Origin of the sequence: Microbacterium indicum DSM 19969, from assembly GCF_000422385.1 — a bacterium.
In the GTDB taxonomy this organism is placed as follows: Bacteria; Actinomycetota; Actinomycetes; order Actinomycetales; family Microbacteriaceae; genus Microbacterium; species Microbacterium indicum.
In genome coordinates, this window is the sequence record NZ_AULR01000002.1 from 1 (window position 1) to 14,919 (window position 14,919).

The 14,919-nt window shown below is 71.5% G+C and carries 15 protein-coding genes, 1 tRNA gene and 1 pseudogene; 9 read left to right on the forward strand and 8 right to left on the reverse strand.

The genetic code is table 11. The annotated features are described in order from the left end of the window. Together H576_RS0102570 and H576_RS16560 are read left to right on the forward strand one after the other, a co-directional pair. Positions 1–231: pseudogene (locus H576_RS0102570) on the forward strand (IS5/IS1182 family transposase); the annotation flags it as partial. Between the two features lie 46 nt (positions 232–277). Then, positions 278–1,166, forward strand: a protein-coding gene (locus H576_RS16560) for an IS5 family transposase (RefSeq protein WP_156888110.1) whose coding sequence is annotated in 2 segments (ribosomal slippage) — positions 278–628 and positions 630–1,166 — 888 coding nt in all. Because the reading frame shifts where the segments join, the coding sequence is not laid out codon by codon here. Positions 1,167–1,178: 12 nt separating this feature from the next. Here the strand turns inward: H576_RS16560 and H576_RS0102580 are convergent. The 7 genes from H576_RS0102580 to H576_RS0102610 all read right to left on the reverse strand — a co-directional run bounded on the left by H576_RS0102580 (position 1,179) and on the right by H576_RS0102610 (position 5,856). After that, positions 1,179–1,571, reverse strand: coding sequence for a VOC family protein (locus H576_RS0102580; protein ID WP_029149623.1), 393 nt, complete (start codon positions 1,569–1,571; stop codon positions 1,179–1,181). Between the two features lie 47 nt (positions 1,572–1,618). After that, positions 1,619–2,149 (reverse strand): type 1 glutamine amidotransferase domain-containing protein, encoded by a 531-nt coding sequence (locus H576_RS0102585; protein WP_245559098.1) that lies wholly within the window; start codon positions 2,147–2,149, stop codon positions 1,619–1,621. A gap of 80 nt (positions 2,150–2,229) precedes the next feature. After that, on the reverse strand, positions 2,230–3,612 hold the full coding sequence (locus H576_RS0102590; RefSeq protein ID WP_029149625.1) for a PQQ-binding-like beta-propeller repeat protein: 1,383 nt from the start codon (positions 3,610–3,612) through the stop codon (positions 2,230–2,232). Between the two features lie 49 nt (positions 3,613–3,661). Beyond that, positions 3,662–4,270, reverse strand: a complete 609-nt coding sequence (locus H576_RS16930) for a GntR family transcriptional regulator (RefSeq protein WP_029149626.1) — start codon at positions 4,268–4,270, stop codon at positions 3,662–3,664. Positions 4,271–4,430: 160 nt separating this feature from the next. Continuing rightward, positions 4,431–4,946 (reverse strand): hypothetical protein, encoded by a 516-nt coding sequence (locus H576_RS14085; protein ID WP_036318986.1) that lies wholly within the window; start codon positions 4,944–4,946, stop codon positions 4,431–4,433. Then, positions 4,943–5,728: an inositol monophosphatase family protein gene (locus tag H576_RS0102605; RefSeq protein ID WP_036318990.1), complete on the reverse strand. Its 786-nt coding sequence runs from the start codon at positions 5,726–5,728 to the stop codon at positions 4,943–4,945. The genes H576_RS14085 and H576_RS0102605 overlap by 4 nt, the downstream gene beginning before the upstream one ends. Positions 5,729–5,783: 55 nt before the next feature. Then, positions 5,784–5,856, reverse strand: a tRNA-Lys gene (locus H576_RS0102610). Positions 5,857–5,976: 120 nt separating this feature from the next. Here H576_RS0102610 and H576_RS0102615 point away from each other — a divergent pair. The 5 genes from H576_RS0102615 (at position 5,977) to H576_RS0102635 (ending at position 12,269) form a co-directional block, all read left to right on the forward strand. After that, a complete protein-coding gene (locus H576_RS0102615; protein ID WP_245559099.1) occupies positions 5,977–7,017 on the forward strand; it encodes a LacI family DNA-binding transcriptional regulator in 1,041 nt (346 codons plus the stop codon). 60 nt (positions 7,018–7,077) lie between these two features. Beyond that, the gene (locus H576_RS0102620; protein ID WP_029149629.1) at positions 7,078–8,676 is read left to right on the forward strand and encodes an FGGY-family carbohydrate kinase; all 1,599 of its coding nucleotides are present in this window, start codon (positions 7,078–7,080) and stop codon (positions 8,674–8,676) included. A 14-nt stretch (positions 8,677–8,690) separates the two neighbouring features. Then, positions 8,691–9,392: an L-ribulose-5-phosphate 4-epimerase gene (locus H576_RS0102625; protein ID WP_029149630.1), complete on the forward strand. Its 702-nt coding sequence runs from the start codon at positions 8,691–8,693 to the stop codon at positions 9,390–9,392. 21 nt (positions 9,393–9,413) lie between these two features. After that, the gene (araA, locus tag H576_RS0102630) at positions 9,414–10,919 is read left to right on the forward strand and encodes an L-arabinose isomerase (RefSeq protein ID WP_029149631.1); all 1,506 of its coding nucleotides are present in this window, start codon (positions 9,414–9,416) and stop codon (positions 10,917–10,919) included. A gap of 93 nt (positions 10,920–11,012) precedes the next feature. Further along, complete coding sequence (locus H576_RS0102635; protein WP_029149632.1) at positions 11,013–12,269, forward strand: D-arabinono-1,4-lactone oxidase; 1,257 nt, start codon at positions 11,013–11,015, stop codon at positions 12,267–12,269. 49 nt (positions 12,270–12,318) lie between these two features. Here H576_RS0102635 and H576_RS14090 read toward each other — a convergent pair whose 3' ends face one another. Continuing rightward, positions 12,319–12,600, reverse strand: a complete 282-nt coding sequence (locus H576_RS14090; protein WP_051172078.1) for a hypothetical protein — start codon at positions 12,598–12,600, stop codon at positions 12,319–12,321. 70 nt (positions 12,601–12,670) lie between these two features. On the opposite strand from H576_RS14090, the gene H576_RS0102645 reads away from it, so the two are divergent. Both H576_RS0102645 and otsB read left to right on the forward strand, forming a co-directional pair. Next, positions 12,671–14,101 carry an alpha,alpha-trehalose-phosphate synthase (UDP-forming) gene (locus H576_RS0102645; protein WP_029149633.1) on the forward strand — a complete coding sequence of 477 codons (1,431 nt, stop codon included), beginning with the start codon at positions 12,671–12,673 and terminating at the stop codon, positions 14,099–14,101. Then, the gene (gene otsB / locus H576_RS0102650) at positions 14,098–14,880 is read left to right on the forward strand and encodes a trehalose-phosphatase (protein ID WP_029149634.1); all 783 of its coding nucleotides are present in this window, start codon (positions 14,098–14,100) and stop codon (positions 14,878–14,880) included. The genes H576_RS0102645 and otsB overlap by 4 nt, the downstream gene beginning before the upstream one ends. The last annotated feature ends 39 nt before the right edge of the window (positions 14,881–14,919 follow it).

A 14,919-nucleotide genomic window follows, 5' to 3' on the forward strand; every position in this document is an offset into this window, starting at 1 on the left:
CCCGCCGATCAGCAAGGACGCCGCAAACGGCGCGGCTCACGCGGCGGCCGCCCCGTCGGCCTCGATACCGCCGACTACAAGAACCGGAACGTCATCGAGCGCCGCTACTGCCACATCAAGCAATGGCGAGGACTCGCCACCCGCTACGACAAGCACGCGATCATCTACCGCGCCGCCGTGATCCTCAACGCCGTCATCGCCTGGACCAAACAATTGTCAGACACACCCTAGGGCGTGTCTCCTAATTCGAGCGGGTGCCTCGCGGGATGATTCTTGGGTGAGTCGTGATGCGGTCCTAACGGATGCCCAGTGGGAACGGATCAGTCCTTTGTTGCCGTCGTCGGCCGGGCGGCGGGGGCGTCCGTTCCGGGACGATCGCCGGGTTGTCGAGGGGATCGTCTGGCGGTATCGCGTGGGGACGCCGTGGCGTGACGTTCCGCCCTCGTTCGGCCCTTGGCAAACACTGTGGAAGCGGCACCGCCGCTATTCCGGCGACGGGACATGGGACCGGATCCACGCCGAGTTGCTTTCCGACGCCGACGCAATCGGTGACGTGGACTGGTCTGTGAGCGTGGACTCCACGATCAACCGCGCTCACCAGCACGCGACGAACCTCTCTCGGGACACAGGGGGCTCTGTCGAATAACACGAACCTGCGCGAGGAGTCGCCTGATCACGCGATCGGGCGGTCGCGTGGCGGGTTGAGCACGAAGATCCATCAGCTCGTCGACGGGCGAGGGCTACCGCTGGTGGTCTTGATCGGCCCCGGCCAGGCGGGCGACTCTCCGATGTTTCCTGTCCTGATGAACCACCTGCGGGTCGGGCGTCGCGGCCCAGGCCGTCCCCGTTCACGCCCTGACCGGGTGCGCGGTGACAAGGCATACTCGTCGCGCGTGATACGGCAGCACCTGCGTTCGCGCGGGATCGTCGCGGTCATTCCGGAGCCAGCCGATCAGCAAGGGCATCGAAAACGTCGCGGTGCCCGCGGCGGTCGCCCCGTCGGCTACGACCACGACGACTACAAGGGGCGGAACGTCGTCGAGCGCGGGTTCAACGAGACGAAACAATGGCGTGGTCTCGCAACTCGGTACGACAATCTCGCCCTGACCTATCGCGGCGGTGTCGTCCTCCGCGCGATCACGCTCTGGCTGAAGGCCACAACATAGGCTGCCTCGTCGTCACGAGTCGTCCGCCACGACCTCTGCTTTGAAACCGGCGGAGTTCTGCAACCAGCCCGCGTAGTGATCCGGGCCCCCCGCATGCGGGTAGCGATCCTGATACAGCGGCTCCCACCCATGCTCGCCAGCGGCAGACATGATGGCGTCCACCAGGTCGAGTGGGCCAGCCTTGAACGCGAGATGGTTCACGCCGGGCGCTCGGCGATCATGCTCCGCCCCGCTCAGATTCGGTGACGTCGTCAACGTGAGATACGCACCGCCAGCAGCCCAGGATTCGCCTTCGGACCACTCGCTCTCACGCTCGAAGCCGAGCTCGCGAAGTAGCCAGCCCCATTCGCGCCGAGCCTCCGCGAGATCCGCGACCCAAACCTCCACATGATGAAACCCCGCCACGTCCTACAGTCTTTCAGCCCCTCCGAAACGGGTTTGGGAGACACGTCCTAGACGACCGAGGTGATCGCGGCGTTGAACGCCTCGAGGTCCTCGGGCGAGCGAGACGTGATCAGGCGGTAGCCGCCCGCCGAGTCGTCGACGAGCTCGCGGTTGACCCACGTGCCGCCCGCGTTGCGCACGTCGGTCGACACGCTGCTCCACGACGTCAGGGTCTTGCCCTGGGCGATGCCCGCCTCGACGAGCAGCCACGGCGCGTGGCAGATCGCGGCGATCGTCTTGCCCGCGGCGGCGAACGCCTTCGTGAGGGCCACGGCGTGCTCGTCGAGCCGCAGCGCGTCGGCGTTGATCGTGCCGCCCGGGACGACGAGCATGTCGTAGCTCAGAACCGACGCCTCGGCGACGGTCGTGTCGGGTTCGACGACCTCCCCGGGATCCTTGTCGCCGACGAGGGTCTGGATCGGCTCGTTCGCGAGGGCGGCGATCGTGACGTCGGCGCCGGCGTCGCGCAGCGCGGCCACGGGCGAGAGGAGCTCGACCTGTTCGATTCCGTAGTTGGTCGAGATTACAAGTGCGCGCATGCGGCGCTCCCTTCGCGTCATTGCAGGTGCCTCCAGCATGCCGCGCCCCGCCGTGTCGGGGAAGTCCGCAGCCTGTGGATTCACGATGACGGGGCGGGATCCTCCGTCGTCCGCCAGATGCGCACGGTGCCGTCGGATACCGCGACGATCGCGCCGTTCGCGGTGCGGAGGGCGGATCCGTGCAGCTCGGCGCTGAGAGGCGTTCCGCCGCGGTCGGTCGCGACGAAGGTGCCGTCGGCGTGCTCGGCCCAGAGATACCCGCCGCCGCCCGACACGTACGTAGTCTCGGGGGAGGCGGGATCCGGTGCGCGGACCGCCGACTCGCCCGGGGTGACGCTCACGAGGTCCGCCTCGGCGGCGCCGAGCGCCGCCACGTCCTCCGACCACGTTGCGACGTCGCCCGTCAGGACCGGCTGGCGCTCGAGGCCCGTGACGACGGATCCGTCGCCTCCCTCCACGACGGCGTAGCCCGCGTCGAGGAAGCGCGCCGCCCCGAGCGAGCTGTCGGCGTCGCGCCCGAGCCAGATCGCGGGCCCCTCGTCGTCGAGGCCCCACCGCTCCTCGCCCGTCGCGATCTCGAGCCCCACGAGCACGCCGGCGTCGTCCGCGAGCCCGAGGGGCTCGGGCGGCGGGCGGTACCCGAGCACCGTCGCACCCGCGATCCGGTCGGCGTGCACCCCGTCCGCGGTCCAGAGGCTGCGGCCGGTGCGGGGATCGAGCGCGACCGTCCGCATGAGGTCGCCCTCCTCGTCGCGGTCGAAGCCCGCGGGCCCTCCGTCGACGTTCACGATGATCGCCTGGCTCGACACGGCGACGATCCGCACGGCCGCATCGGCGACGCGATCGGCCTCCTCGTCGTCGCCCGCGACGCTCTCGATCACCGGCTCCGCCCAGAGCGCGTCGTCGCCAGTCCTGCCGTCGAGCGCGACGACGCCGACCTCGCGGGTGCCGTCGGGATCCGCGACACGGCACCAGTCCTCGGGCTCGTCGCACGGGTTCGCGAGGTAGAGCTCGAGCTGCAGCGGCCCGAGATCGGCGCCGTCGACGAGCCAGCCGTCCTGCGAGAAGAGACTCACGATCGTGTCGTCGGGCGCCTCGATCGGGTCGAACGAGGTCTCGCGGCGCCACAGCTCCTCGCCCGTGGAGAGGTCGAGGGCATCGACCTGCGCGTAGCCCGACGCGTCGGAGCCCGCGACGACGAGGACGTCGCCTGAGGCCGTCGCGCGCGTGACGTCGACGACGCCGAGGGGATCCTCGGGAACCACCTCCGTGAGCGGGATCTCGGGCAGCGGGGACCCCTCGAACAGCGGGTACCCCGCGAGGGTCGGCCCGTCGTCGGACGCGTCGGTCGGCGACGGCTGCAGGATCGAGGGATCATCGTCGGCGGCCGTCGCCGCGCATGCCGTCAGCGTGATGATCGCGGCCGCCGTCACGACGGCGAGAGCCCCCCGGCGTTCCCCCATGCCTCGGAGGATAGGGGGATCCGGAGGGCTCGCGCCAGGGGACGTCGACTTATCGCGTCGCGAACTGCGCGCGCACGAGGGCCTCCGCGGCGGGCGCGTCGGCGGCCGCGATGGCGTCGCGCAGCGCCGTGAGGTCGTCGGCGGAGACGGTGATCTCGACGCCGTGCAGGTTGCGCGTTATGGCGAGGTCGGCGTCGCCCGCGAGGGTCTTCACGAACTCATTGCCGCAGGCCTCGATGAACGCGGCGTGCAGGGTCGCGAGGACCTCGCTGACGTCGGCGCCGCGGGCCGCGCGCGCGATCGCGTCCTCGACGTGCGAGGTCGCGAGGCCGCGCTGCCCGGCCGTCATGCGCGCGACGGCCAAGGCGGCCGCCATCGCGCGGTAGTGGGCGGCGAACTCGAGGGTGCTCGCGACGAGCTCGGGCGTGACCTCGGTCACGCGGGTGTAGCGGCTCGGCGACATCTCGACGAGGCCGATGCGCTCGAGGCGCTGCAGGGCTTCGCGAACGGGCATGCGCGACACGCCCATCGTGCGGGCGAGTTCGGCGTCGCGCAGGCGCTCGCCGGGTTCGAGCGTGCCGTCGATGATCGCATCGGACATGCGATCGAACACGGCGTCCGCGAGCCGGATCGGATTGGCGGAAACGGGCTGGAGCATGAGAAGCGGGTACCTCCTTCGCGCGACACCGCGCGGTCTCGACAGGGGAGCGAGCGCGTTTCGGGTTCGCGCTCGTGGTCTCACACTAGGCGCGATGCCGGCATCCGAGGATCGACCGGGATCCGTCATGCCGGGTGTCCCAGCGGATTCGTAACCTCGCTCAGCCGCGCCAGGTGACGACGCCCAGCGACGCCTTCGTGTCGGCGAGCTTGACCCAGCCGTCTCCGAACTCGTAGGTCATGCCGTAGCCGTCGTCGTCCTGGTACATCGCGTACTCGGGGTCCTCGGTCACGTACACGACGCCGTCGCCCTCCTCGACCGTCCATCCCTGGCCGGCGAGGTACTGCTCCATCTCGGTCGCGGCGTCGGCGTCGATCTCCGCCCACCCGTAGATCTGCGCGACCTCGGCGCCGTTGGCCGGGTCGCCCCAGGTGCACTGGATCCCGCCGTCGATCTCGTGCTCGCCGATCCGGAAGACGTCCTCGCGGGCCGTCCAGCCGAGGTCGGCCAGCTGATCGGCGAAGTCGGACGACACCATCGACTCGCAGGTGAGTTCCTCGGGCGTCGCGCTCGCCGTCGGAGCGGGCGTCGCCTCCTGCGCGTCGCCGGACGCGCCGCACCCCGCGAGCAGCAGCGCGGCGGCGAAGACCGCGACGGCGGCGGACCGGCGGATCATGCGCTCGCGCCGTGGAGCACCGCGAGGGCGGCGTCGTGGACGAGGCCGTTCGACGCGAGGGCCGAGAGCGTGTCGATGCGGTCGGCGCCCTCGAAGGAGGTGAAGCGCCCGCCGGCCTCGCGCACGATCGCCACGGCCGCCGCGATGTCGTACTCCTTGACGTCGAACTCGCCGACGATGTCGACTCGGCCCTCGGCGAGGAGCATGTACGACCAGATGTCACCGTAGGCGCGGTCGCGCCAGACGCGCTCCTGGAGGGCGAGCAGCTCGTCGAGGTGGCCCGCCCGGCGCCACTGGTCGATCGACTGGAAGCTCAGCGAGGCCTCGTCGAGCGAGGCGACGTCGGAGACCGAGACGCGCCGGTCGCCGTCAGTCCACGCGCCGAGGCCCGTCGCCGCCCACCAGCGCCGGCCGAGAGCGGGCATGCTCACGACGCCGACGCTCACGGCGCCGTCGATCTCGAGCGCGATCATCGTCCCCCATGCCGGCACGCCGCGCAGGTAGTTGGCGGTGCCGTCGATCGGGTCGATGATCCAGCGGCGCGACGTGGGCGCGCTGGCGCCGAACTCCTCGCCGAACACGCCGTCCCCGGGGCGCTCGGCGGCGATGAGCTCGCGGATCGCCCGCTCGGCGGCGAGGTCGGCCTCCGTGACGTGCGTGCGGTCGGCCTTGAGCGAGACCTCGAGGTCGGCGGCGTCGAACCGCGGCAGCGTCTGCGCGTCGGCCGCGTCGGCGAGCCGGAGGGCGAGGGCGAGGTCGTCGGCGAGCGCGGGAGAGGCCATTGCCCCAGGGTACAGAGAAGGCCCTATCTGCTCTCACAGACAGGGCCTTCGGTTGTGCGCCCCCAGGGACTTGAACCCTGAACCCATTGATTAAGAGTCAATTGCTCTGCCGATTGAGCTAGAGGCGCATGGTGTCGGGCCGATCGAAACCGTGGCGCGAACCGAGGAATTACTTTACCCAGACCCCGGCCCCGGCGCCAATCGGGCCCGTTCTCCGGCGTGTCTGAGCGGGTGCTGAGGGTTCGAGGATGGCTACGATCGGCGGCATGCCCGCAGGTCGCCGCCCGTCCATGGCCGATGTCGCCGACGCCGCCGGCGTCTCGCACCAGACCGTCTCGCGCGTCCTCAACGGGCACGCCTACGTGCGGGAGGAGACCCGCGACAGGGTCAACGCGGCGATCGAACGGCTCGGCTACCGGCGCAACCAGGCGGCGCGCGCCCTCGCGACGGCGCGCAGCGGCGTCATCGGCGTCGTGACGACGGGGACGGCGGACCACGGGCCCGCGAGCACGGTGCTCGCGATCGAGCGGGCGGCGCGCGGTGCGGGGCGCTTCGTGTCGCTCGCGGCGCTGCCCGAGGCGGACGCCGACTCCGCGCGGGCCACGCTGGGCGCGATGCAGGAGCAGGGCGTCGACGGGATCGCGATCGTCGCGCCCGTCGTCGACGTCGCCCGCCTCGTCGACGACGTGTCGCTCCCGATCCCCGTCGTGGTCGTCGCGGCCCGCGGCGATGCCCCGGAGGGATCCTCGGTCCGCTACGTCGCGGTCGACCAGCGCGGGGGAGCGGCGCAGGCCACCCGTCACCTCGTCGGCCTCGGCCACACCGGGATCGCGCACGTCCGCGGCGCGGAGGGGTGGTTCGACGCGATCGAGCGCGCGAGCGGGTACGCGCTGGCGATGGAGGAGGCCGGCCTCGAGCCCCGCGTCGTCGACGCCGGCGGATGGAGCGCCCGAGACGGCCTCGCCGCCGCGGCCGCGCTCGCCGACGACGTGCGGGCCGGGCGGATCACGGCGATCGCGGCGGCGAACGACCACCTCGCGCTCGGCGTCATCCGTGCGCTCGCGGATCGGGGCCTCCGCGTGCCGGACGACGCGTCGGTCGTCGGGTTCGACGACATCGACGCGGGCGACGTGCTGATCCCGTCGCTCACGACGGTCCGCCAGCCGTTCGAGGAGCTGGGATCGCGCGTCGTCGACGCCCTCCTGGGAGGCGACGCGCGGGGCGTCGTCGAGGCGGAGCTCATCGTGCGCGAGAGCGCGACACGCCGTGCTTCCGCACCGCATGTGTGAGCGCTAACATATGACGGTGCCGGGACGATCCGGCGCCACCTCTCACGGAAAGCGGTTGCGATGGAGCAGCAGACGGCGGCCGACCTCATCGGATCGGGCGGGGCATCGCTCGGCATCGAGCTCGGATCGACGCGCATCAAGGCGTGTCTGATCGACTCGGCGGGCACGGTCCTCGCAACGGGATCCCACGACTGGGAGAACGCGCTCGAGGACGGCCTGTGGACCTACGCCCTCGGCGACGTCCACGACGGGCTGCGCGCCGCCTACGCCGACCTCGCCGGCGCGGTGCGCGCCGAGCACGGCGTCGAGCTCACGGGCCTCGCCGGCATCGGCGTCTCGGCGATGATGCACGGCTACCTCGCGTTCGACGAGGCGGGCGAGCTCCTCGTCCCGTTCCGGACCTGGCGCAACGTCAGCACGGCCCGCGCGGCCGCCGAGCTCTCGGCCGCGCTCGACGTCAATATCCCGCTGCGCTGGTCGATCGCGCACCTCTACGAGGCGGTGCTGGCGGGGGAGGACCACGTCTCCCGCGTCGCGCACGTCACGACGCTCGCCGGCTACGTCCACGAGCTCCTCACGGGCGAGCGCGTCCTCGGCGTCGGCGACGCCTCGGGCATGTTCCCGATCGACCCCGCGACGCGCGACTACGACGCGCCGCGGGCCGCGATCGCCGACCGCCTCCTCGCCGAGGCGGGGGCAGCGCACCTCACGATCTCGGGCGCGTTCCCGGCCGTCCGCACCGCGGGGGAGGGCGCCGGATCCCTCACCGCCGACGGCGCGGCGTTCCTCGACCCCACGGGTTCCCTGCGCCCCGGAGCCGTCGCCGCGGCTCCCGAGGGCGACGCCGGGACGGGCATGGTCGCGACGAACGCCGTGGCCCCGCGTACGGGGAACGTGAGCGCCGGAACGAGCATCTTCGCGATGGTCGTCCTCGAGCGTCCGCTCGTCGAGCGCCACGAGGAGATCGACGTCGTGACGACGCCGACGGGCGACCTCGTCGGCATGGTGCACTGCAACAACGGCGCGAGCGAGATCGGCGAGTGGGCCGGCGTCTTCCGCGAGTTCGCCGCCGCGATCGGATCCCCCGTCTCGGCCGACGCGGCCTTCGCGGCGCTCCTGGGCGGGGCGACGGCGGCGGGCGCCGACGACGGCGTCTACGCCTACAACCATCTCTCGGGCGAGCCGATCGCGGGCATCGACGACGGGCGCCCGCTCGTCGTCCGCACCCCCGGATCCTCGCTCTCGCTCGCGGGGCTCATGCGCGCGCAGCTGCGCGGGTCGTTCGCGACCCTCGCACTCGGGATGCGGATCCTCACGGCCGAGGGCGTCGCGGTCGACGACATGTATGCCCACGGAGGAATCTTCCGCACGGAGGGCGTCGCGCAGCGCCTCCTCGCCGAGGCGCTCGGCGCGCCCGTCACGGTCAGCGAGACCGCGAGTGAGGGCGGTGCGTGGGGCATGGCGCTCCTCGCCGCTCACGCGCATTCCGCAGACGGCATGCCCCTCGACGCCTGGCTCTCCGACCGGATCTTCTCGGGATCGGACGCCTCGCGCGTCGAGCCCGACGCCGACGCGGTCGCCGACCACGCCTCCTTCCTCGACCGTTGGTCGGCCGGGCTCGCCGCCGAGCGCGCCGCCGCCGACTCGATCACCCGCTGACCGAAAGGATCGCCATGCCCGCCGTCTCCGAAGTCCCCGCCTCGATGCGCGAGGCGGTCGACGCCGCCAAGCAGAAGGTCGCCGACCTGCACGCCGAGCTGCCCCGCTGGGGCCTCGTCGTCTGGACCGCCGGCAACGTGTCCGAGCGGGTGAAGGGCGTCGACGGCGCCCCCGACCTGCTCGTGATCAAGCCGTCCGGGGTCTCCTACGACGAGCTCGACGCCGACGCGATGGTCGTCACCGACCTGAAGGGCGAGCTCGTCGAGGGCACCCGCAGCCCCTCGTCGGACACCGCGGCGCACGCGTACGTGTACGAGCACATGCCCGAGGTCGGCGGCGTCGTGCACACCCACTCGACCTACGCGACGGCCTGGGCCGCGCGCGGCGAGGAGATCCCCTGCGTCCTCACGATGATGGGCGACGAGTTCGGCGGGCCCATCCCCGTCGGTCCGTTCGCGATCATCGGCGACGACTCGATCGGCCGCGGCATCGTCGAGACGCTCTCCGGCCACCGCTCCAAGGCCGTGCTCATGCAGAACCACGGCCCCTTCACGATCGGCGGCGACGCGAAGGCCGCCGTCAAGGCGGCCGTGCTGCTCGAGGAGGTCGCGAAGACCGTGCACGTCTCGCGCCAGCTCGGGGATCCGCTTCCCATCGAGCAGCGTCACATCGACTCGCTCTTCGACCGCTACCAGAACGTCTACGGCCAGCACTGACGCGGCCGCGAAAGGAACACCATGACCAAGGTCTACGAGAATAAGCAGGTCTGGTTCCTCACGGGGAGCCAGGACCTCTACGGCGAGGAGACCCTCGCCCAGGTCGCCGAGCAGTCGCAGCACGTCGCCGCTCTGCTCGACGGCGCCGAAGCGATCCCCGCCGACGTCGTGTGGAAGCCGGTCCTCAAGGACCCGGCGTCGATCCGCCGCGCGATGCTCGACGCGAACAGCGACGACGGCGTGCTCGGTGTCATCACGTGGATGCACACCTTCAGCCCCGCCAAGATGTGGATCGCGGGCCTCGAGGCGCTGCAGAAGCCGCTGCTGCACTTCCACACGCAGGCGAACGTCGAGCTGCCCTGGGGCGAGATCGACTTCGACTTCATGAACCTCAACCAGGCCGCGCACGGCGACCGCGAGTACGGCTACATCCTCAGCCGCCTCCAGGTGCCCCGCAAGACGGTCGTGGGGCACGCGAGCGACCCGCGCGTCGTCGGCGAGATCGCGACCTGGATCCGCGCCGCGGCCGGGCTCGACGCCGCGCGCACCATGAAGGTCGCCCGCTTCGGCGACAACATGCGGAACGTCGCCGTGACCGAGGGCGACAAGACCGAGGCCGCCGTGCGCCTCGGCGTGCAGGTCAACACGTGGGGCGTCAACGAGCTCATCGAGAAGGTCGACGCCGCGACCGATGCCGAGATCGACGCCCTCGTGGCCGAGTACGAGGCGACCTACGACGTCGCAGACGAACTCAAGGCGGGCGCCGCGCGTCACCAGTCGCTGCGCGACGCGGCGGCGATCGAGGTCGGCCTGCGCGCGTTCCTCGAGGAGGGCGGCTTCGGCGCCTTCACCGACAACTTCGAGGACCTCGGGACCCTCAAGCAGCTCCCGGGCATCGCGGCGCAGCGCCTCATGGCCGACGGCTACGGGTTCGGCGCCGAGGGCGACTGGAAGACCGCGGTCCTCGTGCGGATCGCCAACGTCATGGGCAAGGGCCTCCCGGGCGGCGCGAGCCTCATGGAGGACTACACCTACGAGCTCACCCCGGGCAGCGAGCTGATCCTCGGTGCGCACATGCTCGAGGTCTCGCCGTCGCTCACGACGAAGAAGGTCCGCGCCGAGATCCACGAGCTGGGCATCGGCGGCAAGGACGACCCCGTGCGGCTCGTCTTCACGGCCGACCCGGGCCCCGCCGTCGTCGTCGCGCTGAGCGACATGCGCACGCGCTTCCGCCTCACGGCGAACGTCGTCGAGAACGTCGACGCCCCCGAGCTGCCGAAGCTCCCGGTCGGCCGCGCCGTGTGGCGCCCGGCTCCCGACATGCCGACGAGCGCGGCGTGCTGGCTCGCGGCGGGCGCCGCTCACCACACGGTCATGACGAACGCCGTCGGGATCGACGCCTGGCGCGACTTCGCCGAGATGGCGCAGGTCGAGCTCGCCGTGATCGACGAGCAGACCACGACGCAGGGCTTCCGCAACGAGCTCAAGTGGAACCAGGTGTTCCACCACATCGCCGACGGCATGTGATCCGAGGTGCCACGGGGCGGATCGCGGTCCGCCCCGTGGCATTATGTTGTTGATCAAAACATTTCCGCGACGGAGCGGTGGAAGGTGCAGGCGATGACAACTGTGGGGACGAACTGGGCGGGCAACCTCGCCTACGCGGCGGAGCGGATCACGACGCCGGAATCGGTCGACGAGCTGCGGGGGATCCTGGCCGCGGGCGGCCCCGTGAGCGTCATCGGGACGCGGCACTGCTTCAACGACATCGCCGACACGACCGGCACGCTCATCTCGCTCGAGCGCATGCCCCGCGACATCGAGATCCTCGACGACTCCGTCCGCGTCGCCGCGGGCCTGCGCTACGGCGACGTCGCGCCGGTGCTCGAGGAGAACGGCCGGGCGCTCGCGAACCTCGCCTCGCTGCCGCACATCTCGGTCGCGGGCGCCGTGATCACGGGCACGCACGGCTCGGGGCGCGAGATCCCCAACCTCTCGGCCGCGGTGCGGTCGATCGAGATCGTCACGGCGTCGGGCGAGCTCGTCGTTCTGCGGCGCGGCGACGCCGACTTCGGGGGAGCGGTCGTGAGCCTCGGCGCCCTCGGCGTCGTCACCCACCTCGAGCTGGACACCGAGCCGACGTACGCGGTCGCGCAGACGGTCTACGACGCCCCGCTGTGGGACGAGCTCCTCGACCGGCTCGACGAGGTCGAGGCCCTCGGGTCGAGCGTCAGCGTCTTCACGACGCTCGAGGATCCCGATCGCGCCAGCACGCTCTGGGTCAAGCGCCGCACCGACCGCGCCTGGCCCGACGCATCCGCTGTCGTCGCGGCGATCGGATCGACCGAGGCCGACGGCCCGCGTCACCCGATCCCCGGGGTCGACACCGCGGCGACGAGCGTGCAGGGCGGCGTGGCCGGCGAGTGGTTCGAGCGCCTGCCGCACTTCCGCCTCGCTCACACGCCGTCGGTCGGCGAGGAGATCCAGAGCGAGTTCATCCTGCCGTTCGAGCACGCGCGCGCCGCGATCCAGGCGCTCCGCGGGCTCCGCGAGACGATCGCGCCGCATCTCTTCGTGTGCGAGATCCGCACGATGGCGGCCGACGACCTCTGGCTGAGCCCGTCGTCGGGGTATGAGTCGCTCGCGCTGCACTTCACGTGGCACCGCGACGAGCCCGCCGTGCGCGCCGTGCTGCCCGCGCTCGAGGCCGCCCTCGCGCCGTTCGGCGCCCGTCCCCACTGGGGCAAGGTGTTCGAGATGTCGGGCGACGCGATCGCGGCGCTCTACCCGCGCTGGGACGACTTCCGCGCACTGCGCGCGCGCCTCGACCCCGAGGGCGCCTTCCGCAATGCCTACGCCGAGCGCCTCGGCCTGTAGGCGGACGAAGGCGGCCCGGCTCCGAAGGGGAGCCGGGCCGCCTCGCCGATCACTTCCTGCCGCGCCCGCGCTTCTTCGCGGTCTCAGGGGCGGCGGCCTTCGAGTACTTGGCCTCCTTGCCCGCGATGGGCGAGTCGGCCGAGACCCTGCCGCCCTTCGTCGCGGTGCGGATGTCGAGGATCATGCCGATCGACAGGGCCGCCGTGATGCCCCAGCTGAGCCACGCGAGCGCCACGCGCCAGGTGAACGGCTGGGCGTTCGACCCCCGCAGCAGCGAGTAGCCGCTGGTGATCGCGCCGATGAGTCCGGTGCCGAGCAGGTACTTGCGCATGGATCCACGGTAGCGCCCCGGCGCGTCGCGTCGGACCTCAGTATGGTGAGAGCAGGATTACGGAGGAGCCATGCCCCAAGCTGACCTGGTCGTCGTCGCGAACCGCCTGCCCGTGGACCGAATCGAGGGGCCGGACGGCGAGCCGCAGTGGCGCCGGTCGCCCGGAGGCCTCGTCACCGCCCTCGAGCAGGTGATGCAGAACATCGACGGTGCGTGGGTCGGATGGGGTGGGAAGCCCGATCTCGACGTCGAGCCGTTCGACCTCGACGGCACGCTCCTCGTCCCCGTCCCGCTCAGCCGCAGCGACCTGCGCGACTACTACGAGGGCTTCTCGAACGGCACGATCTGGCCGCTCTACCACGACGTCATCGCGACGCCCGAGTTCAAGCGCTCCTGGTGGGACGCGTACGTGCGGGTCAACAGGCGCTTCGCTGAGGCCGCGGCCGAGCACGTCGCCGAGGGCGGATTCGTGTGGGTGCAGGACTACCAGCTGCAGCTCGTGCCGCAGATGCTCCGCGAGCTGCGCCCCGACGTGATCATCGGGTACTTCCATCACATTCCGTTCCCCGCATACGCACTGTTCCAGCAGCTGCCGTGGCGGCGCCAGGTGCTCGAGGGCCTGCTCGGGGCCGACGTCGTCGGCTTCCAGCGCGTCGCCGACGCCGGCAACTTCCAGCGCTCGATCCGCCGACTCCTCAGCTACCCGACCAAGGGCGACACCATCCGGGTCCCCACCGCCGACGACAGCCACCGCCTCGTGGTATCGAAGGCGTACCCGATCTCGATCGACGCGAAGCAGTTCATCGAGCTCGCGCAGGATCCGCAGGTCCTGGCCCGGGCGAAGGAGCTGCGAGAGCAGGTCGGATCCGACAAGGTCCTCCTCGGGGTCGACAGGCTCGACTACACGAAGGGCATCCGCCACCGCCTCAAGGCGTACGGCGAGCTGCTCCACGACGGGCGGATCAAGGGGCACGACGCGACGCTCGTCAACGTCGCGAGCCCCAGTCGTCCGGGCGTCGAGGCGTATCAGGACCTGCGCGACGAGATCGAGATGACGGTCGCGCGCATCAACGGCGACTACTCGACCGTCGAGAACACCGCGATCCGCTACCTCCACCAGGGCTTCCCGCGCGAGGAGATGGTCGCCCTCTACCTCGCGGCCGACGTCATGCTCATCACGGCGCTGCGCGACGGCATGAACCTCGTCGCGAAGGAGTACGTCGCGGTGCGCGGCGACAACACGGGCGTCCTCGTCCTGAGCGAGTTCGCGGGGGCGGCCGACGAGCTCGGCAGCGCCCTCCTCATCAACCCGCACGACATCGACGGCATGAAGGACGCCATCATGCGCGCGCTCGAGATGCCGCCGGCAGAGCAGGCCCGCCGCATGCGCACGATGCGGCGCAAGGTCCTCGAGAACGACGTCGAGAAGTGGGGCGCGCTCTTCCTCGCCGACGTGGAGCGCATCCGCGCGTTCCGCGCGGGGGAGGAGCAGGCCTCGTGACCTCCCTCGACGAGGCGCTCGAGGTGCTCGCCTCGGCCCCGCGGATCCTCGTGGCGCTCGACTTCGACGGAACGCTCTCCCCGCTCGTCGACGATCCGATGGCGGCGCGGGCGACGCCCGAGGCGAAGGCCGCCGTCGAGCGTCTCGTCGCCTGCGAGGGCGTCACGGTCGCCTACGTCTCGGGCCGCACGCTCGCCGCCCTCCGCGTGATCTCCGAGCACGACGACGCGTCGCGGGTGTGGCTCGCGGGGTCGCACGGAGCCGAGCACCTGCGCCCCGCGGGTGCGCCGCCGCGCATGCGGCCGACGGCCCAGCGCGACGACCGCCTGCGCGGGCAGGCCGAGGGGATCCGGTCCGATGCGCACGCCGCCGTCGCCGATCTCGAGGGCGCGTGGATCGAGGACAAGGAGTTCGGACTCGCGGTGCACACGCGCCTCGCGGCGGCCGACGCCGCGGCCGAGGCCCAGCGCCGCATCGACGAGCTGATGGCCGAGCGGGCGCCGTCCTGGCGCCGCCGCGAGGGCAAGAACGTCGTCGAGTTCTCGTGGCGCCACGAGGGCAAGGACACCGCGATCGCCGAGCTGCGCGAGGCGGTCGCCGCCGACGCCGTGCTCTTCGCGGGCGACGACGTGACCGACGAGGACGCGCTGCGCTCGCTCGTCGAGGGCGATCTGGGGATCCGCGTCGGCGCGGGGGAGACGTCGGCGCGCTTCACGGTCGACGGCATCGCCGACCTCGCAGCGGTGCTCAATCGGCTCGCGTCATATCGAGCATCGTGAGCCCCCGACTCGCCGCGTGATTTCGCACTTCGGCGGTGC

Excerpts from the sequence above, each read along its gene's own strand:
- H576_RS0102615 (WP_245559099.1), top strand. The coding sequence starts at position 5,977 with ATGGCTACGATCGGCGGCATGCCCGCAGGTCGCCGCCCGTCCATGGCC.
- araA (WP_029149631.1), top strand. The coding sequence starts at position 9,414 with ATGACCAAGGTCTACGAGAATAAGCAGGTCTGGTTCCTCACGGGGAGC.
- H576_RS0102635 (WP_029149632.1), top strand. The coding sequence starts at position 11,013 with ATGACAACTGTGGGGACGAACTGGGCGGGCAACCTCGCCTACGCGGCG.
- H576_RS0102605 (WP_036318990.1), bottom strand. The coding sequence starts at position 5,728 with ATGGCCTCTCCCGCGCTCGCCGACGACCTCGCCCTCGCCCTCCGGCTC.
- H576_RS16930 (WP_029149626.1), bottom strand. The coding sequence starts at position 4,270 with ATGCTCCAGCCCGTTTCCGCCAATCCGATCCGGCTCGCGGACGCCGTG.
- H576_RS0102585 (WP_245559098.1), bottom strand. The coding sequence starts at position 2,149 with ATGCGCGCACTTGTAATCTCGACCAACTACGGAATCGAACAGGTCGAG.
- H576_RS0102625 (WP_029149630.1), top strand. The coding sequence starts at position 8,691 with ATGCCCGCCGTCTCCGAAGTCCCCGCCTCGATGCGCGAGGCGGTCGAC.
- H576_RS14090 (WP_051172078.1), bottom strand. The coding sequence starts at position 12,600 with ATGCGCAAGTACCTGCTCGGCACCGGACTCATCGGCGCGATCACCAGC.
- H576_RS0102645 (WP_029149633.1), top strand. The coding sequence starts at position 12,671 with ATGCCCCAAGCTGACCTGGTCGTCGTCGCGAACCGCCTGCCCGTGGAC.
- H576_RS14085 (WP_036318986.1), bottom strand. The coding sequence starts at position 4,946 with ATGATCCGCCGGTCCGCCGCCGTCGCGGTCTTCGCCGCCGCGCTGCTG.
- H576_RS0102620 (WP_029149629.1), top strand. The coding sequence starts at position 7,078 with ATGGAGCAGCAGACGGCGGCCGACCTCATCGGATCGGGCGGGGCATCG.
- H576_RS0102590 (WP_029149625.1), bottom strand. The coding sequence starts at position 3,612 with ATGGGGGAACGCCGGGGGGCTCTCGCCGTCGTGACGGCGGCCGCGATC.